The sequence below is a fragment of the Pseudalkalibacillus berkeleyi genome, assembly GCF_021608225.1.
Lineage (GTDB): Bacteria > Bacillota > Bacilli > Bacillales > Fictibacillaceae > Pseudalkalibacillus > Pseudalkalibacillus berkeleyi.
Genome location: NZ_JAKIJS010000001.1, coordinates 633,065 through 659,798 on the forward strand (window position 1 = coordinate 633,065; position 26,734 = coordinate 659,798).

Annotated in this window: 19 protein-coding genes; 15 read left to right on the top strand and 4 right to left on the bottom strand. The window is 39.1% G+C overall.

The annotated features are described in order from the left end of the window. Positions 1–70: 70 nt before the first annotated feature. The 9 genes from L2716_RS03410 to L2716_RS03450 all read left to right on the top strand — a co-directional run bounded on the left by L2716_RS03410 (position 71) and on the right by L2716_RS03450 (position 16,436). Positions 71–883, top strand: a complete 813-nt coding sequence (locus tag L2716_RS03410; RefSeq protein WP_236331792.1) for a DNA alkylation repair protein — start codon at positions 71–73, stop codon at positions 881–883. Positions 884–959: 76 nt separating this feature from the next. Beyond that, entirely contained in the window at positions 960–1,748 is a 789-nt protein-coding gene (locus L2716_RS03415) for a GNAT family N-acetyltransferase (protein ID WP_236331794.1), read from the top strand. Between the two features lie 343 nt (positions 1,749–2,091). After that, positions 2,092–3,720, top strand: a complete 1,629-nt coding sequence (abc-f, locus tag L2716_RS03420) for a ribosomal protection-like ABC-F family protein (protein ID WP_236331796.1) — start codon at positions 2,092–2,094, stop codon at positions 3,718–3,720. Positions 3,721–3,877: 157 nt separating this feature from the next. After that, entirely contained in the window at positions 3,878–4,111 is a 234-nt protein-coding gene (locus L2716_RS03425) for a hypothetical protein (RefSeq protein ID WP_236331798.1), read from the top strand. Positions 4,112–4,126: 15 nt separating this feature from the next. Continuing rightward, a complete protein-coding gene (locus L2716_RS03430) occupies positions 4,127–4,483 on the top strand; it encodes a YhjD family protein (RefSeq protein ID WP_236331800.1) in 357 nt (118 codons plus the stop codon). 124 nt (positions 4,484–4,607) lie between these two features. After that, the gene (addB, locus tag L2716_RS03435; RefSeq protein ID WP_236331802.1) at positions 4,608–8,108 is read left to right on the top strand and encodes a helicase-exonuclease AddAB subunit AddB; all 3,501 of its coding nucleotides are present in this window, start codon (positions 4,608–4,610) and stop codon (positions 8,106–8,108) included. Further along, positions 8,101–11,838 carry a helicase-exonuclease AddAB subunit AddA gene (addA, locus tag L2716_RS03440; RefSeq protein ID WP_236331803.1) on the top strand — a complete coding sequence of 1,246 codons (3,738 nt, stop codon included), beginning with the start codon at positions 8,101–8,103 and terminating at the stop codon, positions 11,836–11,838. The genes addB and addA overlap by 8 nt, the downstream gene beginning before the upstream one ends. 15 nt (positions 11,839–11,853) lie before the next feature. After that, entirely contained in the window at positions 11,854–13,032 is a 1,179-nt protein-coding gene (locus L2716_RS03445; RefSeq protein ID WP_236331805.1) for an exonuclease SbcCD subunit D, read from the top strand. Beyond that, on the top strand, positions 13,029–16,436 hold the full coding sequence (locus L2716_RS03450; protein WP_236331807.1) for an SbcC/MukB-like Walker B domain-containing protein: 3,408 nt from the start codon (positions 13,029–13,031) through the stop codon (positions 16,434–16,436). The genes L2716_RS03445 and L2716_RS03450 overlap by 4 nt, the downstream gene beginning before the upstream one ends. A gap of 41 nt (positions 16,437–16,477) precedes the next feature. On the opposite strand, the gene L2716_RS03455 is transcribed toward L2716_RS03450, so the two are convergent. After that, positions 16,478–17,857 (bottom strand): aspartate aminotransferase family protein, encoded by a 1,380-nt coding sequence (locus L2716_RS03455; RefSeq protein WP_236331809.1) that lies wholly within the window; start codon positions 17,855–17,857, stop codon positions 16,478–16,480. A gap of 167 nt (positions 17,858–18,024) precedes the next feature. Between L2716_RS03455 and L2716_RS03460 the strand changes: the two genes are divergently transcribed. The 3 genes from L2716_RS03460 (at position 18,025) to L2716_RS03470 (ending at position 20,612) form a co-directional block, all read left to right on the top strand. Continuing rightward, a complete protein-coding gene (locus L2716_RS03460) occupies positions 18,025–18,648 on the top strand; it encodes a class I SAM-dependent DNA methyltransferase (RefSeq protein WP_236331811.1) in 624 nt (207 codons plus the stop codon). A 99-nt stretch (positions 18,649–18,747) separates the two neighbouring features. Further along, positions 18,748–19,422: a hypothetical protein gene (locus L2716_RS03465; RefSeq protein ID WP_236331812.1), complete on the top strand. Its 675-nt coding sequence runs from the start codon at positions 18,748–18,750 to the stop codon at positions 19,420–19,422. Continuing rightward, on the top strand, positions 19,338–20,612 hold the full coding sequence (locus L2716_RS03470; RefSeq protein ID WP_236331815.1) for an efflux RND transporter periplasmic adaptor subunit: 1,275 nt from the start codon (positions 19,338–19,340) through the stop codon (positions 20,610–20,612). Before L2716_RS03465 ends, L2716_RS03470 begins: the two co-directional genes overlap by 85 nt. Positions 20,613–20,863: 251 nt before the next feature. Here L2716_RS03470 and trhA read toward each other — a convergent pair whose 3' ends face one another. Both trhA and L2716_RS03480 read right to left on the bottom strand, forming a co-directional pair. After that, the gene (gene trhA, locus L2716_RS03475) at positions 20,864–21,517 is read right to left on the bottom strand and encodes a PAQR family membrane homeostasis protein TrhA (RefSeq protein WP_236331816.1); all 654 of its coding nucleotides are present in this window, start codon (positions 21,515–21,517) and stop codon (positions 20,864–20,866) included. 23 nt (positions 21,518–21,540) lie between these two features. Further along, the gene (locus L2716_RS03480) at positions 21,541–23,310 is read right to left on the bottom strand and encodes a B12-binding domain-containing radical SAM protein (RefSeq protein ID WP_236331818.1); all 1,770 of its coding nucleotides are present in this window, start codon (positions 23,308–23,310) and stop codon (positions 21,541–21,543) included. A 191-nt stretch (positions 23,311–23,501) separates the two neighbouring features. On the opposite strand from L2716_RS03480, the gene L2716_RS03485 reads away from it, so the two are divergent. From L2716_RS03485 to L2716_RS03495, 3 genes are read left to right on the top strand one after another with little or no spacing between them, the layout of a single operon-like run. Beyond that, complete coding sequence (locus tag L2716_RS03485) at positions 23,502–23,786, top strand: 4a-hydroxytetrahydrobiopterin dehydratase (RefSeq protein ID WP_236331820.1); 285 nt, start codon at positions 23,502–23,504, stop codon at positions 23,784–23,786. A 13-nt stretch (positions 23,787–23,799) separates the two neighbouring features. Then, positions 23,800–24,711 (top strand): fumarylacetoacetate hydrolase family protein, encoded by a 912-nt coding sequence (locus tag L2716_RS03490; RefSeq protein WP_236331822.1) that lies wholly within the window; start codon positions 23,800–23,802, stop codon positions 24,709–24,711. Positions 24,712–24,771: 60 nt separating this feature from the next. After that, positions 24,772–26,202: an NAD-dependent succinate-semialdehyde dehydrogenase gene (locus L2716_RS03495; protein ID WP_236331824.1), complete on the top strand. Its 1,431-nt coding sequence runs from the start codon at positions 24,772–24,774 to the stop codon at positions 26,200–26,202. A 51-nt stretch (positions 26,203–26,253) separates the two neighbouring features. Here the strand turns inward: L2716_RS03495 and L2716_RS03500 are convergent, their stop codons facing one another. Next, positions 26,254–26,715 (bottom strand): hypothetical protein, encoded by a 462-nt coding sequence (locus L2716_RS03500; RefSeq protein WP_236331826.1) that lies wholly within the window; start codon positions 26,713–26,715, stop codon positions 26,254–26,256. Between the last annotated feature and the right edge of the window lie 19 nt (positions 26,716–26,734).

Consider the following 26,734-nt stretch of genomic DNA (forward strand, 5'->3'; position numbering starts at 1 on the left):
AGTTAAGTCAATACTACCCTTTAATGGAAAAAGAAAAAAGCCTTAATCATTGGTTGGGAGATGTTTTACGTTGAGAGAATGGAAGAAGTCTTTTGAAAATGCTTTAAATTTCAATGGGAAAGAGGAAGTTGTTGACCTTTTGGAGGAACAAAAAACGCTACATGCAGGAACTGCCCCTGCAAAAGTAAAGAGATTAGCGATTAAATTAATTGAGCAAAAATGTATGGGGAACGAAATTATGATGAATGAATGGGCTTATTTTCTTGCTAAACACCAGAGTCCTACAGCAAAAGAAATTGCCGCTCATTTACTCGTTAATGTGTATGAAAATGATAAGGAACCATGTCATTTCTATCTTTATTATTTAGCAGATGATCATCATTGGGAGGTCAGAGAATGGGCAGCTGGCGCATGTGGCAGTTTATTAGCTGCACATTATGCGTCTTTTTATCCTGTATTAAATGAATGGATACAAGATAATTCGGAAAATGTGAGACGTGTAGTCGTACTAGCAGTCATGTACGCAAGTAAATCGCTAACAAGTAGGTATGTACGGGAGCTTCTTCATTTATTTGAACCGCTCATGTGTGACAATTCTGCATATGTAAAGAAGAATTTAGGTCCATTCGCAATAGGAGATGCACTACTTAGTCGTTTTCCCGATGAGGTACTCGCGTGGTTGGAACATCTTAGTGAGAGTGAAAATGAGCATGTTCGATGGAACATTGCAATGGTATTTACGTCAGCAGCATCCAGAAAATTTAAACAACCGGGGTTTAGATTGTTGTCATCATTTGCGAACGACGAAAGAAAACCTATACAAAGAGCAGTGAAGAAGGCGAAAGAGAATCTCGAGAATGGACAACAGGTAGCAAGCAAATAAATGACTAGAAAATCGTTGCATCCTTATCCTAAATATGTAAAATAGTTCTTAATACCATAGGAGAGGGGATGGGGAATTGATTCGAAAATTAACAGACAAGGATCATGAACAAGTGATGGACTTTTTAAGTGTTGAACCTGCTCTGAATTTATTCATAATCGGAGATATTGAAAACTTTGGTTATGAAACAGACTTCCAACAATTATGGGGAGAATGGCAAAATGATCGTTTAATCGCAGTATTATTAAGGTATAAAGAGAATTTTATTCCTTATGCGAAAGGTGACTTTGACGTAAAAGGATTCGCGGAGATAGTTTTAGCGGCAGAGCAATTTCAAATTTTATCAGGGAAAGAAGAAATCATTGATCAGTTTGATCCATACATACCTTCAAAGCAAAAACGGAGCATGTATTTTGCAGAGATAACTAATCGCTCAAATTTAGAAAAGATACAAACTAGAGAAGAGATCCACGTTGCAACTGTTGATGATGTTGAGGCGATTTTTACACTAAGAGAGAACATCGAAGAGTTTACTGCTTCTAGTGCATCTAGAGATAGTATGGTTCATACCATTCAAACAAATAGTGGACGAACGTATTTTATGAAAGATCAAGGGAAAGCGATTACAAGTGCATCCACTACCGCAGAAAATTCGAAACCAGCGATGATTGTTGGTGTTTGTACAGCAACCAACTATAGGAATAAGGGGCTTGCTTCAAAATGCTTGAGTGCACTTTGTGATGATGTATTAAAAGAAGGGAAGTCGCTCTGCTTGTTCTATGACAATCCAGCGGCGGGTTCCATCTATCAACGGCTTGGATTCAATGAGGTTGGGCGTTGGACATTGTTGCATAAAGCGGAATAACGAACTTGAAGAAGATTGATTTTTCAGGTAACATATATTGTATAACGATTTGAAATTTGGAGGTGTAAGGCATGCTTACGGTTTCGTTTCCAAGTATGGATTGGCTAACAGTTGAAGTTCGGTCTCAAACGCATGATGTTGCGTACGACGGGAGAAGTCTGTCAAATTTTCCATACTTAAAACGTAACAAGACGTAAGCACATCCTTATCCCGATTCCTTATCATATTTACGGAACCATGGGCAGGTTAACGCTTGCTTATGGTTTTTTTGTGTGTTTTAAAAGTTTGGAGTTAATGACAACTAGGACTAACTAGACATCTAATTAAAAAGGAGACTAATTTCATGATCGTATCTACAATTAATCAAATCAGCAAAATGTATGCAGGGACTTGGATTTTTCAAGACCTTTCATTACAAATATATGAAAAAGATAGACTGGCATTGATCGGACCGAATGGTGCAGGGAAATCTACATTGATGAAATGCATCGCTGGAACAGAAACCGTTGATACCGGTACCGTAGCTTACAAAAAAGACAGTACCATTGGAATGCTCGATCAAATTCCTAAAGTTGATCCTCACATCCAAGTGGAAGAAGTACTTAAACAATCATTTGAAGAAGTATATGAAATTGAATTACAACTGAAAAGAGTTACAGAGAAAATGTCAGATCCATCTGAACAAGATAAACTAGAAAAGCACTTCAATCAATTCGGCAAACTACAAGACCGCCTAGAAGAATTGAACGGGTATGCAATTGATTCAAAAATTAAAGGTGTCATGCAAGGGCTTGGTCTCGATCAACTTAGTGATCATCCTTTCGCTACATTAAGTGGTGGAGAGCAAACGAAGGTTGGACTTGCTGCCATACTGCTTGAAGAACCGGACTTACTCTTATTGGATGAACCAACGAACCATCTTGATATGGAAGCATTGGACTGGTTAGAAGAATACATCCGGAATTATGAGGGTGCAGTCGTCATCATCTCACATGACCGGTATTTTCTAGATGCCGTTGCGACCAAAACGGTAGAAATTGATTCAGGCGTTTTAGAAGAATATGTAGGAAATTACACTGCTTTCACTAAAGAAAAGGAGAAGCGGTTAACATTAGAGTTCCAAGCCTATCAAGATCAGCAAAAGAAAATAAAGAAAATGAAAGAGGCCATTAAACGAATGCGTGACTGGGCAACGCGTGCTGATAATCCAAAAATGCACAAGCGCGCTCGTAATATGGAGAGGGCTTTAGAACGAATGAACAAATTAGATCGGCCGCAGCTCGAACGCCGAACAGCGGATCTTGGATTTACCTCATCTAAACGAAGTGGTAAAGATGTCGTCCAGTTTGAAAATGTATGTAAACAAATCGATGAAAGGATACTCTTTTCTAGCCTTAATTTTATGCTTCATTTTAAGGACCGAGCAGCGATTATCGGAAAGAATGGGGTTGGTAAATCGACCCTACTTCGTATGATACTTGGTGAAATCACTCCAGATGAGGGAGAGGTTCGAATTGGAGCATCTGTTAAAATCGGGTACCTATCACAAAAGGGGTTGTCAGGCTACGAAGGGTGGAATATTCTCGATGCTTATCGAGATGTTGCTCGAGTTGAAGAGGGGGAAGCGCGGTACCGGTTAAGTCGATTTTTATTTTTCGGTAAGGATGTTTTTAAGAAAGTAGATGCATTAAGCGGTGGAGAAAGAACGCGCTTGAGACTAGCCCAAATGATGACGGAAAATTATAATCTTCTTCTGTTAGATGAGCCAACAAACCATCTAGACATTGACTCTCGGGAAGCGTTAGAAGAGGCATTAGATGGATTTGGTGGAACGTTGCTGGTCGTTTCACACGATCGCTATTTCCTCAACAAATTGATTAATAAAACATTTTGGATTGAAGACGAGAAGATCAATCATTACATCGGCAACTATACAGATGCCAAAGAAGAAAGAATAAAATTAAAAAATTGATTAAATAGAAGACTGACTCTTCATCAAGCAAAATAGGATGGAGGGACAGTCTTTTTTTTGAGCTCATGATCTTCTGGAGGTGAAATTTACCAAAGAAATGGACTTGCATATAGAACGAGTGTTCGCATATAATGATAAAAAACGGGAGGAAAAAGTCATGAAGAGAATGTTAATCAGAGCTTTTGAACAAAGAAAGCCGATTGAAATTGTATATCTGTCCACAGATGGTGCGATTACGCAACGTGTCATCTGGATTTCAAACGTAACTGAGTCATCGATCACTGGCTATTGTTCTCTGCGAAAACAAACACGAACGTTCAGCATTGATCGTATTCTTTCTTCTAGACTGATTCCGTACCATAATAAAAAATCAAATGATTATGCCGGTTAAGGAGTGAGTTAGAACATGTATGCTACAAAGGAAGAAAGCCTACTCATCGATCGGTTTATCCTTTATCCAATGCTTCTGACCATATTGAATCGGGATTTGCAAGTATTTCAGCAAGCACCTTTTAAATTTACACAGCCTTACGTTTTGTGGATTGAAGACAGAATGCGAGAAATTACAGAAGAACTCCATCAAATGCGTAGAGAAATGAAGTCGAAAAACATTAAAGTATCTTTCCACCGAATTTATCAAGATACGTCTGAATACAACATCATTGTTCGTGGCTATCATGAAGTGATTAAATACTCCAACTTCCACCTTCGAAATCAGGCTGAGTTAGCTCTTCAGAGATTATTTCTTGGTCTTACATCTTAATCTTTCGGTGGTTTCCTCTAGACCTCCAAATTATCAATACTTGCCAAGACTCTAACCTATAAATCCATATAAAAAAATGAGATAATAAGAAATACGAGTTCAAAGACGGGAAGGAGAATGGTACATGTCTGTCCGATTTATCGTTGGTAGATCTGGAAGCGGCAAGACAACGAAATGCTTAGATGAGATTCGATCCGTTTTACAAAAGAATCCATCTGGAGCTCCGATTGTCATGCTCGTACCTGATCAAATGACTTTTCAAATGGAATATGAGTTAGTGAAGACACCTGGACTAGGCGGAATGATTCGCGCGCAGGTGTTTAGTTTTTCCAGACTAGCACTGAAAGTTCTTCAAGAGGTTGGCGGTTTAACACGTTATCATATTAGTTCCACAGGAATGAACATGCTCCTGAGGAAGGTCGTCGAGAAAGAGAGAGATCAGTTAGTCTTATTTAATAAATCATCTGAACAGAACGGCTTTTATGAGTTACTTGAAGAGATGGTGAAAGAGTTTAAACGATACTGTTTAGAAGCTACAGACCTTGAACAACTCGAGAAAACATTATTAGAAGAATCGGATGATCGCAATTTATTGAGAGACAAGCTACATGATTTACATATTATATATCACCAATTGGAAGCCATGTTAGAAGGTCAATATGTTGATTCAGAGGATTATTTACGCATGTTAGAAGAGCGCATGCCAGACTCTAGCTACTTTAAAGGATGCGAAGTGTGGATTGATGGTTTTCATAGCTACACCCCACAAGAAATGGGAGCCATACGTGCGCTCATGAAAAAGGCGAAGCGAGTGAATATCACGCTAACTTCAACTGGACCGACTGACCATCCAGCTTCAGACCTTGATTTATTCAGGATGACGAATACAACGTATCAGAAGTTATCAGCCATTGCTGAGGAAGAAGGCATCCAAGTTGAATCGGTTGAGCGACTTGAGGAACAACATCGCTTTCAGCATTCTCCTTCTATCAGACATTTAGAGAATTATTTACACGAACGACCTGTCGTTCCATTTTACGGTGAAAGTACTGTGCAAATTAGTAGTGCGGTAAACCGTAGAGCTGAAGTAGAAGGCATTGCGAGGGATATTCAAGAGCTCGTCCAAAATAAGGGGTATCGATATCGAGATATCGCGATCTTAGTAAGGGATGCATCTACATACTCCGATCTTTTAAATACGTTGTTAGTAGATTATGAGATTCCTTTTTTCCTTGATCAGAAGAGGTCGATGCTACACCATCCTCTAATTGAATGCATTCGCTCAAGCTTAGATGTTATTTCTCAGAATTGGCGATATGATCCCGTTTTTCGGTGTGTTAAAACCGATTTATTGTTTGAACATGATCAATGGACGACACAGCAAATAAGGGAACAAGTCGATTTATTAGAGAACTACGTGTTGGCACATGGTATTCATGGTAAGAAACGATGGACAAGTAAAGAAGATTGGAATTATCGGAAATTTAGGTCTCTCGATATGAACTTTGGTAGTCAGACGGATGATGAGCGTGATAAACAACGTTGGATTAATGAAGCGAGACAGATGATTGCAGATCCTTTGTCACGTTTGGAAAGAGATTTGAAAGCTTCTAACAATGGCAAGGAGCTTTGTGAAGCTTTATTTCTTTATTTAGAATATCTTCAAGTACCTGCAAAGCTTGAAAAGTGGCGGTATGATGCTGAACAAGCTGGAGATTTAAGTCTTGCTAGAGAACATGATCAAGTTTGGCAAGCTGTCATAGATCTTATGGAACAAATGGTTGAGATTGTAGGAGAGGAACCTTTAAGTTTAGACCTATTTAACAAGATGTTGAATACAGGATTAGAGTCGATGAGGTTTGCTCTCGTACCGCCTTCAATTGATCAAGTCTTGATTGGTAGTCTAGACCGCTCCAGATTTTATGATGTGAAGTGTACGTTCATACTTGGTGTAAATGATGGTGTGTTACCTGCTAAACCGAGTGAGGACGGCATTTTATCTGAGGATGACCGGGAAACGCTACAGTCTCTCGGTGTTGAGATGGCGCCTACAGCTAGGGAAAACCTTCTGGATGAAAACTTCCTAATTTACATGGCCTTGGCAAGTGCTTCTGACTATCTCTTTGTTTCTTATCCTTTAGCGGATGAAGAAGGGAAATCTCTTGTTCCGTCTATCTTAATCAACCAGCTTAAAGAGTTATACCCAGAGCAATCCGAACGATTCATTATGCAGGAACCGAATGAAAGTGATGAAGAACCTTTCCGTTTCATCGGTCGGCCTGGCCGAACACTATCTTTCTTAACTTCACAGCTTCGTCAGTGGCAAAAAGGTTACCCAATAGCTAGTGAATGGTGGAATGTATATAACTGGTTTGTTATGAATGAAGGCTGGAACACTTCAGCTAAACGAACAATTCATAGTCTCTTTTATGAGAATAAAGCTGATTCATTGAAAAGTAATACGAGTAAACAATTGTACGGAGATCATCTCAAGGCCAGTGTATCTAGAATGGAGAAACATCAATCATGTCCATTCTCTCATTTTGCTAGCTATGGATTGAATCTTCAAGAGAGACAATTGTTCCGTCTTGAAGCACCAGATATTGGTCAACTATTCCACGCTGCTTTGAAAGAAGTTGCTGATTCGCTCCAACAGAGAAAAATGGATTGGAGAGAGCTTTCTTCGAAGGACTGTTATCGAATTGCAACTGAAGTAGTAGAAAAGCTAGCACCTAGATTGCAAAGTCAAATCTTATTAAGCTCAAATAGATATCAGTATATCAAAAGGAAACTCATTAACGTTGTAGGACGAGCTTCATATGCACTCAGTCAACAAGCGAAGGCAAGCGGTTTTTCTCCGATAGGACTTGAGCTTGAATTCGGAAATAAAGAAAAAATCCCGGCTTTAAAATATCAACTAAAAGACGGAACGACGATGGAAGTCATCGGTAGAATCGACCGAGTAGATACTGCTACAAATGAAGATGGATTACTCTTACGTGTCATTGATTATAAATCAAGTCAAAAAGGTCTGAATTTGTCAGAGGTATATTATGGTATAGCCTTACAAATGTTGACTTATTTAGATGTCGTGCTAACCCACTCTGATGAATGGCTAGGGAAAGAGGCCGATCCAGCAGGTGTGTTGTATTTCCATGTCCATGACCCTGTCCACTCATCCAAAAAACTTCTAACACTAGATGAAATTGAGAAGGAATTGTTTAAGAAATTCAAGATGAAAGGTTATGTCTTAGAGGATGAGGATGTTGTTCAGCTTATGGACAACACAATTGAAGGACACTCGGAAATCATACCAGTGGCAACTAAAAAGGATGGTAGTTTCCGGAAAGGCTCATCACTACTAAATAAAGAACAATTTGATGAAGTGCGTTCCTATGTAAGGTCAATGATTGGTTCGATAGGTTCAGACATTATGGATGGCAACATTGATATTTCACCTTACGAGATGCAAAAACGAACGCCATGTACGTATTGTTCATTCCGCTCAGTTTGTCAATTCGATCATTCATTAGAAGAAAATAACTACAGACCTTTAAAGAATATAAAAGATGAAGAACTATTTAAAAAAATGCGAGAGAGGGGAGGAGATGAAGCTGATGCGTGAAGTTATTCCTAAACCAGAAGGTGCACAGTGGACTGATGAACAATGGCAAGCGATTACAGCCCGTGGAGAAGACATCTTAGTTGCAGCAGCTGCAGGCTCAGGGAAAACAGCTGTGCTAGTAGAGAGGATCATCCGCCGTCTGACTGAAAAAGACGGTGTCGATGTCGATCGTTTGCTAATTGTTACGTTCACTAATGCTGCTGCGGCTGAGATGAGGAAGAGAATAGGGATTGCATTAGAGAAAGAATTGAAGGAAAAGCCAGGCTCACTACATTTGAGAAGACAGTTGACATTGCTGAACAGGGCATCCATTTCAACCCTTCACTCTTTCTGTATAGAAGTTTTGCGCAAATATTACTACCAGCTTGATTTAGATCCTAACTTCAGGATTGCTGACGAAACAGAAGTAGAATTAATTCGACAAGAGGTTTTAGAAGAGTTATTAGAGGTGGAGTACGGAAAAGAAAGTAATGAGCCATTTTACGATTTAGTCGATCGATTCAGCAATGACCGTGGAGATGATGAGATACAAAAGATGATTACCCGTCTTTATGATTTTTCACGAAGTTATCCCTGGCCTGAAATCTGGCTTAATCGGATGGTTGAGAAGTATGCATTGAGCCACAATGCTGACAAGCTAGAAGACTTACCTTGGACAAGTGAATTAATACAAGATGTTCAACTGCAATTACGGGGCATGTTGGAATTGATTGAACAGGCGAAGGAGTGGTCTTTGTTACCAGGAGGTCCACATCCTTATTTTGAAACACTCCAAGAAGATGAGCAGCTCATTAGAAATTTGATTCATGCGGGGATGGATTCTTGGTCAGCAATATATGAAGCGTTTCAAGGGTCATCATTCTCAAGGTTGAAGGCCTGTAAAGGGGATGACTTTGATGATGCTTTAAAGGAACAAGTGAAATCCATTCGTGACCGAGTGAAAAAGCAAGTTGATAGCTTGAAAGAAGATTTATTCAGCAGAAGTCCGGAATCCTATATACATCACATACAGGAATTGGCACCCGTCATGAAAACGCTCGTAGAATTGGTCACTCAATTTTCTAACCAATTCCAAGCAGCGAAAAAGGAAAAGGCACTTGTGGATTTTTCTGACTTAGAACACTACTGCCTTGAAATCCTCACCGGAGCATCTAGTTCAGAAACCGAGCTTGTGCCGTCACAAGCAGCGGAGGAGTATCGTCAAAAGTTCATTGAAGTACTCGTCGATGAATACCAGGATACGAATCTTGTACAGGAATCAATTGTACAGCTTGTCACGAAGGAACAAGGCGAAGGTGCTAACTTGTTTATGGTCGGGGATGTTAAACAAAGTATTTATCGCTTTCGATTAGCAGAGCCTACTTTGTTCCTTGATAAATATAAGCGGTATTTTGATTCTCAACCTGGTGAGGGCGTTCGTATTGATTTATCACGTAACTTCCGAAGTCGTAGGGATGTCATTGACAGTACGAATTTCTTGTTTAAGCAGATTATGAACGAAACAGTAGGTGAAATTGAGTACGATGAAGCCGCAAAATTACGGCTAGGTGCAGACTTTCCTCAAAACGAACAAGCTAATACAGAATTGGTATTAATCGATCGTAGTGATGAAGAACAGGAAGTTGACGAAGATATTGAAAACTTGGAATCCATTCAACTCGAGGCAAGATGGATGGCTACACGTATTAAGGAATTAATTGGTCATAATGATGATCAGGCACCCTATCAAATTTATGATGGAAAACTGAAGCAACACCGGCCTATAACGTATCGTGATATTGTCATATTATTGCGTTCAACTGCAACGGCAGCACCAACGATTCAAGAAGAATTCAAAAAGCAAGGAATCCCTGCTTATGCTGACCTATCCTCAGGATATTTTGAAGCAGTAGAAGTTTCAGTCATGATGTCTTTACTTCAAGTTATTGATAATCCATATCAGGATATCTCATTAGCATCAGTTCTGCGATCTCCGGTAATTGCGTTAACAGGTGAGGAGTTAGCTGAAATAAGAGTCGCCAATAAGAAAGGATCCTATTATGAAGCACTCGTTTCTTATTTGAAAGTTGCAGAGCCGTCATCAACCCTTGAGAAAGTAAATTTCTTTTATAAAAATTTGCAACGCTGGAGAACGAAGGCGCGACAAGGAGACCTATCTGATTTAATCTGGCAAATATACCGTGAAACGGGTTATTACGACTATGTTGGCGGCATGCCGGGCGGACAACAAAGGCAGGCTAATTTAAGGGCACTTTATGATAGAGCGCGACAATATGAGAATACTTCTTTTAGAGGACTATTCCGATTCCTCAGATTTATCGAGAGAATGAAAGACCAAGGTAAAGACTTAGGAGCGGCAAGAGCATTAGGAGAGCAAGAAGATGTTGTGAGAATTATGACCATCCATAAAAGTAAAGGATTAGAATTCCCAGTAGTCATGCTGGCTAATTTAAACAAAAGGTTTAATGAGATGGATATGCGGGGTGGCTTTCTTCTACACAAAGAAATTGGCCTTGGTGCGAAATTCATGAATCCTACTCATAGGGTTAGCTATCCAACGTTACCACAGCTAGCCATCCAAAAGCGTCTCCGCATGGAAATGGTCGCTGAAGAGATGAGAATTCTTTACGTTGCTTTAACGAGAGCGAAAGAAAAACTGATTTTGATAGGTGCAGTAAAGAATTTGGACAAACAGTTGCAGCAATGGCAACATATGATTGCCCGTAAAGGCTGGCTTTTACCAGATTTTGAGAGAGCATCTGCAAAATCCTATTTGGACTGGATTGGTCCTGCAGTTATCCGTCATCCAAGCATGGAGTTGCTTAGGGAACGGATTGGGTCTTCTAGTGTGATTGATGAGGATCTATCCGCTACAGAAGACAGATGGAATTTGACTTTATTGCAATCAAAAGACATAAAAGTAGTAGATCATGAAGCGATGGAAGAAAAAAATGATTTATTGGAACAAATTAAAGAGTTCAAGCAAGTAACTGCTAAAGAAGTAACAGATATTGAAGCTAGATTATCTTGGCAATATCCATATCAACAATCTAAGAAACATATGTCGAAGCAGTCCGTTACTGAGCTTAAGAGAAATATTGAATCTCGAGATGAGTACGGAGATACGACACTTGTTAGGCAGTTCCGAGGTCCTATTGGGGACAGACCGAGTTTCTTACAAGAAAAATCGATGACAGCAGCAGAAAAAGGTACAGCGATGCATTTAGTTATGCAACACTTGACTACCAAAGCAACGTTTTCTCATGATGTAATTCGTGAAACCGTTGCAGAACTTGTAAATCGTGAACTAATGACGGAAACACAAGCAGATTCAGTTGATATAGATTCGATTTCGTTATTTTTCGATACAGAGGTGGGGCATTATTTCAAAAATAATGCAAACATATTCAGAGAAGTACCTTTCAGTTTAGCGCTACCTGCAAAGGAAGCATATACGGATTGGCAAGGTAAAAATGACGAACATGTCCTCGTTCAAGGCGTAATGGATTGCGTCATTGAAGAAGAGGATGGTTTCATCCTATTAGACTACAAAACAGATGGGATTAAGAATCGGTTTGAAGACTTTGAAAAGGCTCGGCCTATTCTTGAAAAAAGGTATGCTGTGCAATTAGATTTATACGCAAAGGCAATAGAAGAAATTTGGAAGAAACCTTGTAAGGAAAAATACTTATACTTTTTTGATGGTGGACATCTACTGCGTCTACCATAAGGAAGGAGGAATTCTGTGAGACTACTGCACACTGCCGATTGGCATCTAGGTCGTACTTTAGAAGGTAGAAGTCGATTAACGGAACAAGAGCATTTTTTACAGGAGCTATGCGAGATCGTAAAAGAAGAATGTATTGATGTCGTATTAATGGCTGGCGACGTTTTTGATACCGTTAATCCACCCGCGGCCGCTGAACAACTATTCTATGAATATATGGCAAAATTAACAGAAGAAAAGAATTGTAAAGTTGTCATCATAGCAGGAAACCATGATAACCCAGATCGATTAAGTGCTTCTGGTCCAATTGCTTCTATGCACGGTATTGAAATCATCGGTTACCCAACAATGAAGCCACTTGAAATGACAATCCCGTCGACCGGTGAAACTTTAAAGGTTGCAGGCCTACCTTATCCTTCAGAATCACGCTTAAAAGAACTATTGACAGAGTCTTTCGATGAAGAAACGTTGAGAGATGCTTATGATGTGCGAATAGAAAAGTTGTTTAATGAGCTTTGTGACCAATTTGACGGTTCCTCGGTTAACATTGCAATGAGTCATATCTATGTTGCAGGAGGACGAGAAACAGATTCTGAAAGACCTATTCAAGTTGGGGGAGCATATACGGTTACAGCAGACGCACTCCCATCAAAAGCACAATATGTCGCTTTAGGTCATCTTCACCGTCCACAAACGTTTAAGAGATCTGCTGCCGGTAATGCAAGGTACTCTGGTTCTCCAATCGCATATAGTTTTTCAGAGGCTGGTCAGGCAAAATCGGTAACAGTTATAGATGTACAACCTGGTTCAGAGGCAGTAACAAGAGAAGTCTTTCTATCTAGTGGAAAACCTTTAGTCAAATGGAAGGCTGACGAAGGGTTACAACAAGTTTACAAGTGGTTAGATGAAGAGAAGGACATCCATGCCTGGATTGATTTAGAGATCCACTTAAAGGACACGCTAAGCATGGAAGAAATTCATAAACTAAGAAATGCTCGTGATGGATTCATTCATATAAGACCAGTTTTTGAGGAGATGGAGGCAACTGAAGAGAAACAAAGATTATCAGATTTGCCCATTGATGAGCTATTCAAACGATTTTATGAGCGCCAAACAAATGGTGGCACACCAGATGAGAAATCAGTCCAATTATTCATGGAGTTAATCGATTCGTATGAAGGGAGGGAGAATCAATGAGACCTATACACCTATCTGTAGCTGGATTACATAGTTTTCGCGAGAAGCAGGATGTTGATTTCCAAACACTTTGTGATGGTGGTGTATTTGGTATCTTTGGTCCGACAGGTAGCGGGAAATCCTCACTACTAGATGCTGTCACTCTTGCCTTATACGGTAAAGTCGAAAGAGCTGCAAACACGATTCAAGGAATAATGAATCATGCAGAAGACCAATTAAATGTTAGTTTTACATTTGAACTTGGAGAGGGTACATCTGCGAAAAGATACAAAGTAGATCGTACCTATAAACGTGGAAAAAATGATGCAATAAGAACGAGTACTTGTCGACTCATTGAGGTTATTAACGAAGAACATGTTGTAATGGCTGACAAGGAAAGGGATGTCACTTCTGAAGTTGAACAAATTTTAGGGCTGACATTAACTGATTTTACCCGTGCAGTTGTTTTACCTCAAGGGAAGTTTGCTGAATTCCTTTCATTGAAAGGTGCAGAGCGACGACAGATGCTTCAACGCCTTTTTCGACTAGAGCAGTATGGGGACCTTCTTAATCAGCGATTAAAGAAGAGAGCGGAAGAAACAAACATATTTCTTAAGGAAATTGTTGCAGAACAACAAGGACTAGGAGATGCTTCTCAAGAACTGATTACAGAACTTGAAAAACGTTTAAAAGAAACAATTGAAAACGTAAAGGTTAAAAACCAATTGTTAAGTAAAAAAGAAGTTCAGTTTGAGCATTATAGACAAATTTGGCAATGGCAAGAAGAATTAAATGGTGTGAAGGAAAGACTTCACGCCTTAGCACAACAAGAGCCTGAAGTGAAAAAGTTGGCTCAACAGCTAGAGGCAGCAAAAGTGGCCGATGCTTTAGTTCCTTATGTAAATGAACTGGAAAATATATTAAATGAACAGCAAGATTGGACCTATAAGCGTGACCAATTAACAAAAAAGGTCGAACACTCATCCGAAATTGCGAATAAAACTGTTGAAGAGTTAAAGGCAATCCGAAAACATAGAGCTGAACATGAACCTAAGTTATACGAACAATTGCAACAGTTAAAGCAAGCTAGTGACCTCGACAAGGAAAGGACACTGCTAAGATCCCGCCTCAAGGAAGACCAGTTGAAACTTCGCAAGCAAAAAGAAGAATTAGAGCATGCTGAAACAGAATTAATCAACTTTAGAGAAAAGAAGCAAAAAGCTTTAAAGCGACAAACAGAAATCAAGCAGAAAATTGAATCCAATACGATCTCAATTGAAGACAGAAATCGATTGAGAGACGGTATAACACTCAAAAAAGAAATTGAATCGAAACAACAATCGAAAGATGAACGTCAAAAGGAATTTAAAAAACTAACACAGGTTGTTTCACAGTTGGACCAAACAATTGAGAAGCAAACACGTGAAAAAGACCAACTGAAAAAGAAAATGGGTTATCTCCTATATCATACCGAAACCATTTTCAATCGAGTTTGTGAACATGAACGAGTCATTGAAACAGCGAAAAGTGGAATCGAAAGCACATTAAAGGACTCCATAGAAAATCAAAGAAAACTTGAGCTGAACTCTTTATCAGCGCAAGTTGCGGAACATCTAGATTCAGGAGAGGCATGTCCTGTTTGTGGATCAATTGACCATCCAAAACCAGCAACACATTCTGTAGAAAACCGTGATTATCGAGAAGTGATTCAAGATCTTGAACAAACATTAACAGACATTAAGAATGAAGAAATCGCAATCAAGCACAGCAAAAAAGACTTAGAGTACTTGTTCGAAACCATACAGGAATATGTTCAAAAAGAAGAGCTTAGTGGAAATGAAATTGCAGCTACATCATTTGATCCAATTGACCAAACTATGCAAACGACTGAAGAACTAAAGCAATACTTGCATATACTTCAAACTGAAACAAAAGGCTTTAAACAAGACCTAATTGAACTTAAAGAAAAGAAAAATCAATATACAAAGTTGTACTCTGCTTGTGATAAAGAGTGGATTGAAAGTAAAACCTCTCAAAATACTTATTCTCAAGAACTTGTAAAGACGAATGAGAAGAAAGTAGAACTAGAAGAACAAATTCAAGTTTTAGAAAACCGTTGGAATGAGCAATATCATTCAATGCCTTACCATGACATTGAACAACTACAGAGTGACATGGATAAGAGAGACCAAGAATTAACTGATTTAAACCAACGTTATGACAAAAGCGTTTCGTTCTTATATGAACTAGAGGATACAATTACGCAATGTGTTGACCGCGTACAGACGAAGAAATTATCATATTCCGAACTGAATGCTGATATCAAATCTTCTGAAAAGAGGCTCCAAGAGTGTACAAGTTTGATTCTTGAACGTTGCGGAGAAGAGAATCCAGACGAGTTGATTCGATCAGTTCAATTAGAAATGGATACATTGAAGCGAAATGAACAAGCAATCCAACAAACCAGTGAGTCTGAATCTGCGAAACTTCAAACGCATGAAAAGGACTTAGAGGTTGCAAAATCTGCACTAGAACAAGTCAATAAACGTCTACAAGTTGCGCAAAGGCAATGGGATGAAAAGTCGGTATCTACTATTTTTGAATCTAGAGAACAGGTTAAGGATGCGATTATACCGCTTGAAAAGCAGAATGTATGGGAAAAGCGAATTCAAGCATTTCATAACGAAAAAATTCAGCAAGAACATGATCAAAGCAGACTGCTCAAACAATTAAATAACAAAGAAATTAGTGAATTTGAATGGCAAAAGGTACAGTCTGAGTTATCTGAAGCTAAACAAGCAAAAGAAAAAGCACTTTCAGAAAATGCTAGGCTTGATGGTGAAGTAGAAGAAGTTAAGAAACGTGCAGTAAAGTACAATGAGCTTGAGGTGAAACGAGAAGAATATGAAGAAGTTGCCGAACGACTCGGAAAGTTGCAAGCTGTATTTAGAGGGAACAGTTTTGTAGAATTCATAGCGGAAGAACAGCTCAACCAGGTTGCTAGAGATGCTTCACAGCGGTTAGGCGAATTGACTAGGCAGAGGTATGCGCTAGAGGTTGATTCAACAGGAGGCTTTGTTATTCGAGACGATGCAAATGGAGGCGTCCGACGTCCTGTCACATCACTCTCTGGAGGAGAAACATTCCTTACATCACTTGCTTTAGCATTGTCATTGTCAGCTCAAATTCAATTACAGGGTGAGTATCCACTCGAATTTTTCTTCCTAGATGAAGGGTTTGGAACATTAGACCAATCTTTACTTGATACCGTGATTTCAGCACTAGAACGATTACAAATGCAACAAGTTTCTGTTGGGGTGATTTCACATGTACCGGAGTTAAGAGCGAGACTCCCTAGAAAGCTAATCGTAGAACCTGCAACGCCTTCAGGAAAAGGAAGTACTGTCTCAATTGAAACTTTATAATATAATGAAGGGCTGATGGTGTCATCAGCCCACATTTTTTATTATGATTCATTTTCTACAACTCGTTCAATTGCTTTTTCGTGTGCATGTACAGTTGCAAGGATATCTTCATCCGTATGGACGACCGACATAGAGTACCGGTTAAGTGGTTTTGTATAGATACCCAACTTCAGTAATTCATAATCGATTTTCTCACGTAAGTTACGGTCAGCATGTTTCATGTCTCGGTAATTTTCGATAGCTGACTTTGTAAACAAGATATTAAAAATACTACCGATCCCGACAGTTTTCATCGGAATATTTTTACTAGCATAAAGGCTCTCAAGTTGAGATCGTAGAGATTCTGTTTTTGAAATGAGGTCTTTCATCATTGATCCTTGTTCTAACACATGAATCGTCGCAAGACCAGCAGCTAGTACGGTTGGATGACCATTATAAGTACCACTATGGAACAGCACTTCATTTTTGTGATTATTATTTGCACCAGCTGTTAAAATATCTCTTCCTTTGTTAGAAGCACTAATCATCATAATTTCCTTTTTACCACCTACAGCCCCAACTGGAAAACCACCACCAAGCACTTTACCAAGTGCAGTTAAGTCCGGTTTGATATTGTAAATTTCTTGAGCCCCACCAAGCCCTAATCTGAAACCGGTTTTCACCTCATCAAAGATTAATAATATTCCTAGCTCTTCTGTAACCTTTCGTAATCCATTAAGAAAGGATTGCTTGGCTGGGATAAAGCCTCCTTGGACGGGTTCAATAATCACAGCACTTAAATCCTTTGCATGCTCTCTTAATAATTTTTCTGTCGCGTTAATATTATTGAAGGGGAGTATGAGTGTATTTTTGACATGGTGATCAGATATGCCACTCGATTCAGGTACGGCATTCGGTGCAGCATCCAATCCTGCTTTAGATTCATCGGGATTTACACTTAAGAGTACTTGATCATAGCCGCCGTGATAATGTCCTTCAAATTTTGCTACCTTTGACTTACCTGTATATGCAGACGCTATACGCAATGCTAATTGGGTCGCTTCTAGACCTGAATTCGTGTAACGGACCATTTCAATTCCAGGGTACAAGTCAATCAATTTATTAGCCATTTCAATTTCAAGTCGATGTGGCGTTCCGAATATAGTAGTGCCCGCTTGTGTCATCTGATTCTGGACCGCTTCAAATACACTGTGGTGACCATGACCAAGAATAAGTGCCCCGTAACATAACAAGTAATCAATGTATTCATTACCATCTACATCGAACAAATGGCTCTTTTCCCCACGCTCCATAACTAATGGATGAGGCTTGAAATATTTTATGTTAGCAGTAACGCCTCCTGGTATGACTTCACACGCTTGATCGTAAAGTGATGCAGATTTTTCTGTGTGATCAGATAACTCTGGATTGGTTAAAGTCATTGGTTTTAATTCCATCTCCTTAATCTTATTTCTAATTAGTTAAACATTCGATAAACGCATGAACAAAGTGTGGATTCAATACTGGAAATTCCACACATTCCTTAGTATCAAACAAGGAATTTAGTGAGGTTTAGAGAATAGTAGTTCAAAGATCACTGTTCGGAGGGATGATTTTGAGAAATAGAAAAGAGACACTAGAATTATTTGATACTTGGGCAGGTACATATGATGAATATATACAAGACCCTAAGGGACCTTTACTAGGTTATGAGTCAAGCTTAGTAGAAGCAGCAAGTTGGCTAGAAAAGAGATCCTTCCATTCCATATTGGATATAGGGATTGGAACGGGGAATTTTGCGAGTCGTTTTAATGGCAAGAACATTTTCGGTGTGGATCTATCTCAAAAAATGATCATAGAGTGCAAACATCAGCATCCAGACTATCATTTATCTCTTGGAACTTTTACAAAGAACAATCAGTCTTCAAGGATGTTCGATTTGACGGTTTCAAGTTTCGCCTTTCACGAAGTAGATTCTGAAGAACGTCCTGACGCTTGTAAGGAAACCCATCGTATTTTGAAGGACGAAGGCTTATTTCTACTCGTTGATATCATGTTTGCATCTAAAACAGCGAGAGATGATGCGAGAAAATTGATCGGAAAGTACTGGGATTCATCAGAAGACTATCCTCTCATTTCCGATACGGATGAAGCACTAAGAAGTGTAGGTTTCAAGTCGATTCTGTGGAAACAGACAGGTCCCTATCACTGGGCTGTCATCTCACAAAAATAGTTCATAATAATTATTGGAAAAAAATGATATAGGCGTGAATTTCTGATAGGATAGAGTATATGATCATTGCTTGAGAGAGATAGAAATGGGGGAAGAGGCTTGGAGCATCGTGTTCAAGTTTGGAGAGGTTTATTTAAGCCTGAAGAAACAATCCATACGTTGAGAGAATCAAAATCGATCCATGGGTATCGGTGGAGACTGTTGATTTTGTTATTATGTAGTTCAATTATTTTTGGAATTACCTTCTATATACAATCTGCGGAGTGGCTATTATTACCAGAAGCGGTTAAGTTGGATCTAACGAACGATCAAAAATTTGCTGCTTCAATTTTAATTGGTATTGGTGGAGGACTTAGTGGTATTATTCTGCCTTTTTTGATGATCGGTTCATCTGCACTATTACTTTGGGGATTTTTTCGAGATATCGGTTTTAAAAGATTATTTGTCATGAACACATATTTATTCGTGATTATATTGATTGGTTTAGCAGCTAATCTTCCGTTTATGTATGCCTTCGGATCCACTGAAATGTTATCACCATATGGAATCGGTCCTTGGGTGAAAGCGTTGACGGATCATGTATTTCTTACAACGATGTCGGGATGGATTACCATCTTTTTCATTTGGCATATGTATTCAACGATTAGGCTACTAATGGAAGCTTCTCTAAAATCAAAACGATACATTCTATGCGTTACCATTGGATTGCATATTATCTTGATCACCTGCCTATCCGTGATCAACATGATGTATCACTTACACTTGAACGGTTAGAAACGGGGGTTCTAAGGTTGAATGGTTACATAAAAAAAGCACTGATAGTGATTCCGATTGTTCTCTTTGTCGTTATTAATACGTATTTGTTTGTGCTGAATGAGTCGCTCTTTGCTAGTGAAAAACCATACGAAGTTTCGACAGTGGAAAAACGAGATCTTAAAGAGACAATTAAGTCTACAGGTGTTGTTATCCCAAAACAAATAGAAGAATTTTATTATGACGATCAACGAGGGACATTGGAAGAAATTCTTGTGCAAGAAGGGGACAAGGTCTCCAGTAGTACAGAAATTCTTAAGTATAGTTCTTCAGATTATGAGAGTCAGATTAATGTGTTAGAAAATGAAATCGATATACTTGAAACCGAACAAGATTATCATGAAGATCGCGAACGACTTCTTGGTAACCAAATCGTTCGAGAGTCAAATAAAGAAGATGAAGAAAAAGATGAATCGACTATATTCTTATTAGAACAAGAACAAGCTGATGCTGAATATCAAGCCGATCGGATTGATACAACCATTTCTAATAAGGAAGACGCAATTAATCAATTGAAGACACGCTCAGGAGAAACGAGCGTTAAGAGCTCTATTTCAGGAACTGTCACAAAGGTATCTTATGAAAGAGGGAAGAACAACGAACCCGTTGTGATAATTGCTAACGAAGATGAAGTTTTAGTAAGGACGACTCTTTCGGAAGAACAAGTTCTTCTGCTAAGTGAAGGTGATGCGGTTCTGTTAAAATCTGCAGATCGTAAAGAACGTAAAGGATTAGTAGCATCTATACAACCTTCAGAGAAAGAAAATTCAAAGTTCCAAGTAGACATAGAAGTTGAAGAAACAGATGAAAATCGACTTCAAGTCGGGACTACAGTTGAAATGACTGTTCGTCCTGTAGCTATCGAAAATGCGGTTGCGATAAACAAACAATCAATCTTAGCTATAAATGGGAAAGAATACGTCCTTGTTGTAAAAGAAGGATACATAGATAAGCGAAAAGCTTCCTTTGGCTTTGAAAGCGGATCCTATGTGGAAGTTACAAAAGGATTAAAGGCTAAAGAAACTATTGTTAAGCACCCGAACCGTCTACTCGTAGATGATATGGAAATTGAAGTGAAGAATCTTGAAAAAGAGAAGAAAAAGGAAGAGAAAGATCTAAATAAAGATGAAGAATCATCAGATGGAAAATAAATAATTATGAAACGTCTATTAAGTCCAAATCATAACTGATTTGGGCTTTTTTTGTGCTGACTTGAACTCAAATCAGGAGTCCAGTGATTTCAGGGTTAGAGCGCCCCTCCCGCGTACCCTCAAATCAGGAGTCCAGTGATTTCAAGCTATGATAAAGCCTCTTCTTACTAAAATAACAATAACTCCAAACCAAAAATCATATAAAAAGAAGCTTGGATATCCAAGCTTCCTCTTATGTCAGTGTCGTTTTTTCAGATCACCCTAATAGGTAATACATAAAGCAGTATTGCGAAGAAATGGAATGCTGTACCTGCTAAAACAAAAACGTGCCAGACTGCATGGTGATAAGGGAAGGCGCGCCACACATAGAAAATCGTGCCGACTGTGTATAGGAGCCCACCTATGATAAAGAGCAAACCTCCACTAGTTGGTAAAGTTGTCATCAATGGCTTCCAAGCAAATACCGCGAGCCAGCCCATTACGATATAAATGACAGTTGATAGGAAGAGAAATCGTTTGACAAAGAATGCTTTAAAGAAGACTCCAAACAAAGCAATTCCCCAGACGATTCCAAACAATGTCCATCCTAATGCACCTTTGACGATAATGAACAAGAATGGAGTGTACGTACCTGCGATAAAGATGTAGATCGCTGCATGGTCAAAGATTTCAAACAAATCCTTCAGTTTGCCGTCTGGGAAACTGTGTACGAGAGTGGATGCCGTATAAAGGATTAACATAGAGGCACCGTATATTGAAAAACTGACTACATGCCAGGCTGAACCCTCAAGCGCAGCCATTACGACAAGAAGCACGAGCGCGACGAGACTGAAAACTACACCAATTCCATGTGTAATTGCGTTGACGATTTCTTCTTTACGCGTATAGGTGTGCGTATTTGCCATAACTGACCTCCTTAATGAGAAAGTTAAACGATCTCATTTATATTGATTAATTCGTTTGCAATCGTATAAGCGGACGTTTTCTTAGCTTTTGGATCAAAATACATGATTAACAGTGTTTCACGATTTTTAATAACCCCATCCTCTAGATAAGTTTCTAAATCGAATGGAATGCTTTCAATCATTACGTGTTTATGCAATTCTTTCTCTGTTAATTGAAGTCCTGCAAACTCATCTGAAACTTTTTCAGGATTCAATGCTAAGAATCGCATACAAGCGGACTGCGTTTGTCGATCCATCGTATAATCCCACCAAGGTTTTCGTGGTTTATGCTTTTGACGAATGAAGTAATCGTATTTCATCAGTCCTTCAATGGCTGGAAGTCCCTCAATATTACGCTCACTTAGAAATGAATGGAGTCGCTTAAACAGATCTTCTAATTGATGTCCTATACGAGACCATCCGCTTCTTTCCCAATAATCACCGAATTGCTGGAAGAAATCAAAAGCTGTTGGGAACACATGATCAATGAGATAAGTAACAGTGGTATCCATTCTGTGATCATTCCAAAACTTTTCGAGGACATCTTCCACACGTTTTATTTTAATGATTTCATCAAAGGTTAGTACATTGTTACCCAATATCTCATAGGGTGCTTGGTCCATATAAATGTAATCATGTTGATCTGCTCTTAGGCGTAAACCAGTACCACGCAACATCTTCAAGAAACCAAGCTGAACTTCTTCAATGCGGAAATCAAATACGTCATTAAAAGTTTGACGGAATGAATCGTAATTTTCTTCAGGTAAACCAGCAATTAAATCGAGATGTTGAACGATTTTGCCGCCGTCTCGAACTGTCGTGACTGTTCTTTTTAACTTATCAAAGTTTTGCCTTCGTTCAACGAGTTCATTTGTTGCGTCATTTGTAGACTGGACACCTATTTCAAATCTGAACAGGCCGACAGGGGCATGTTCGTTCAAATAATCAATCACTTCTGGTCTCATGATGTCCGCTGTGATTTCAAATTGGAACACCGTATTTGGAAGGTGCTCTTCTATTAAGAATTCGAACATTTCTAATGCGTAGTCTCGTCGAATGTTAAATGTACGGTCAACAAACTTGATGGTTCGTGCGCCATTGTTCATAAGAAATCGAATTTCTTCTTTTATCATTTCAATATCAAAATAACGGACGCCCACTTCAATTGAGGATAAGCAGAAAGCACAAGAGTAAGGACAGCCTCTACTCGTCTCAATGTAAGTTACTCGTTTCGATAATTGACTTAAATCTTCTTCAAAACGGAATGGAGAAGGGACCGATTTAAGGTCAAGTTTCGGTCGAGGTCCTGATCGGTGAGGCCTTCCGTCTTTTAAAAATGCTAAGCCTTTCACTTCTTCAGGATCGTTTTCATCTCTTAAGGCAGTAAGGAAATCTTTAAACGTTTCTTCTCCTTCACCTACGATGATGTAGTCAACAAGGGTCAATCGTTCTAGCCATTGAGGCACGTCGTATGAAACTTCAGGTCCTCCAAGGACTATTTTAATTTCTGGCTTAATTTTCTTTAACATTTCAATAATCGGAATCGTTTCTTCTATATTCCATATATAACAGCTAAATCCGATAACATCAGGATCATAAGAATACAAATCACTTACGATGTTCATCACTGGATCTTTAATTGTATATTCCGCCATTTGCAAATTGAATTCAGGAGCGCAATAGCTCTTTAAATATCTGAGTGCAAGGGAGGTGTGTATATATTTTGCGTTTAATGTACTTACAACTACATTCATTTTCGTCACTCCAAGATCGTATTAACATCTTATTTTACCACATCTCATATGAAAACTTTGTATGTTTGATGAAAAGAGGAGTTTTTACGATGAAATGGAAGTATATACGTGGACAAAAGAAGTGCGAAATATTTTACAAATGAAAGGTTGTCTCTCATCATTATGGTAAAACATTTAAGGAGGAATTTCGGGTGGACCGATTATCAGACTGTGAGATTACTAAACGATTAGAGAATCTACAAGGATGGTCCTTACAAGATGAAAAGTGGATTGTGAAGAAATATAGGTTTAAAGAGTATTTAGATGGTATCGAGTTTGTTCGTAATATCGCGCATATTTCTGAAGACATCCAGCACCATCCGATGATCTCCATCGACTACAAACTTGTTACTGTAAAATTAAGTTCATGGCAGGCGAAGGGTCTAACAGAGCTGGATTTCAAACTCGCAGCTGATTATGACCGTTCGTACGAATAGGAGCGTTAGATAAATGAAATTTTTCAGTGGGATTTATCAAGGTGAGTCAATGATCGGAGTTATTTATACGAAAACGAACGAAACAATTAACCTTACGGAAGCATCAGCAAACTATGGTGTCCAATTGCCAAGCACATTACTAGCTTGTATACAGATGGGTGAAGAGTTTGTGAGAATGGTTCATAGTGTATTAGATTTTGTTGATCAAGAGACAGAAGAACGACCTTTCAAAATTCATTTTGAAGACGTGCAGTTACAAGCTCCGATTTTAAGGCCGAATAAAAATATTTTCTGTGTTGGGAAGAATTATCGAGATCATGCGCTCGAGCTCGGTGGTGTAGAAGATATACCTGAAGTCCCAATGTTCTTTTCAAAATCACCTACATCCGTTATTGGTACAAATGAAGTCATCCAGATCCCAACTGATGTTACGACGGATATTGATTATGAAGGTGAACTTGCTGTCATCATAGGAAAAAGAGGGAAAAGGATTCAAACAGAAGACGCTTATGACTTTGTGTTTGGCTATACAATTGTGAATGATGTAACTGCTAGAGATCTTCAAAGTAAACATAAGCAATTTCTTATTGGAAAGAGCATGGATACGAGCTGTCCAATGGGTCCAGTTATTGTACATAAAGCTGCCATACCTGACCCTCATGACTTATTCATAACAACACGTGTAAATGATGAAGTGCGACAACAATCTTCAACGTCCAACATGATGTTCACTATTCCTGAGCTTATTAGTGATTTATCTAAAGTGATGACGCTTGAACCAGGAGATATTATTGCAACAGGAACGCCAGCGGGAGTGGGAAAAGGGTTCAATCCACCAAAGTATTTGAAAGCAAACGATCGTGTGACGATTGATATCGATCGAATTGGAACGCTCATGAATACAGTAGAGAACGAGGTTTACTAACTCGTCCTTAATGGAATGGTACATGTATGATCACATAATTGAAGTGGAGGCGTTTTTTTGATGGATAAAGGCATTTTCATAAATAATGAATGGGCTGACCATGGCCTAGAGAAAATTGAAGTCCGCAATCCTGCAACAGGTGAGATCGTAGGAACCGTACCTAAAGGTGGCAAGAAGGAAACGAAATCAGCAATTGATGCTGCACACGATGCATTTCCTTCTTGGTCGGCTTTAAACGCTTATGATCGCGCTGCATACTTAGAAAAATTATACGATTTAATGGTGAAACATGAAGATGAATTGGCTGAACTAATGACATCAGAAATGGGAAAACCGTTGAAGGAATCGAAGGGTGAAGTTCAGTACGCGGCTTCCTTCGTAAAATGGTATGCGGAAGAAGGTAAGCGTGTATACGGTCGTACGATTCCTCCATCAAAAGATAATAAACGGATGCAAGTCATTAAACAGCCAGTTGGTGTTGTAGGTGCGATTACACCATGGAACTTCCCAGCAGCAATGATTACTCGCAAAATGGCACCCGCTTTAGCCGCTGGATGTACATTTGTTGTAAAACCACCTAAAGAAACACCGCTAACAGCAGTGCGCCTAGTTGAGCTTTGTGAGGAGGCGGGCTTTCCTAAAGGTGTTGTGAATTTAGTTTCAGGAAAATCATCTGAGATTGGCGATGAATTATTAACGAATCCTAAAGTACGGAAGATTACGTTTACAGGGTCGACTGAAATCGGGAAAACATTAATGGAGAAAGCTTCAGGTCAAGTGAAAAACTTATCTCTAGAGCTTGGTGGACATGCGCCAATTGTTGTCCTTGATGACGCAGATATTCCATACGCTGCCAAACAAACGGTAGCTTCTAAATTCCGAAATGGTGGGCAAACTTGCATATGCGGAAATCGGGTTTACGTACAAGAAAAGGTATATGACGAATTTATTAAACATGTTGTTGCTGAAACAGAAAAGCTTAAAGTAGGGAACGGCTTTGAAGATGGAACAGACATCGGTCCTATGATTAATAAGGATGCTTATGAAAAAGTTGGCAAACATGTTGAAAACGCGGTGAACCAAGGTGCTAAATGCGTGACGGGTGGAAAAGGTCATGAGGCTGAAAACGGTACTTACTTTTACGAGCCAACGGTTATTATTGATGTTCAGCCTAGCATGCTCATTATGAATGAGGAAACGTTCGGTCCAGTGGCACCGATTCAGAAAGTAAAGACAGATGAAGAAGCAATCAAATATGCGAATATGACACCATTTGGATTAGCATCATACGTTTTCAGTGAAAATTATAGTAGAGGTATGAAGGTCGTTGAAGCGCTAGACTACGGAATTGTCGGTTGGAATGATGGACTACCATCTGCAGCTCAAGCGCCATTTGGAGGTATGAAGCAAAGTGGACTAGGACGAGAAGGCGGATTGGAAGGATTAGAAGCCTATCTTGAAACGAAATACATCTCAATCGGAATGAAGTAAAAGAAAGGGATTGATGCCGAGTCGCATCAATCCTTTTTATTATAAATTGTGTCAAGCATTGATTGAGGAGGTGCTGGAAGGACCTCGCGTGAATGGTGTTCTAGATGTGTTGAGAAGCGGAGATGAGACAAGTAATAAGGAGACAGCCATAGACGTGTAAAATCCAATGGATAATATATTACCAATGTTGGTCATGACGAATAGACAGCTCATTACTGCGATAAATCCGGCGATTGAGTCTACGTACCACGGAAGTGTCCTTTTAATCAATAAACTATAAAGAAAGAGGAGTGAAAGGGTCGGTGCAATCAGCATCACATAGAGCGGTAGGATTTGATCATGAGAAATGCTAGAAAGCCCAAGCGTGTTAAGTTCATTTGCAAAGTGACTGGCTTTGTAAGGGAGTGAATAACCAGTTATGTTGATCGATGTGAGAAGTAGAGGAATTTTCAGCCAAGGCAATGCAAAACTAACCAGCAAAACAGTATGTAACCAAAAGCGTAAGTTCTTCATGTAGTATACGAACCCCCAA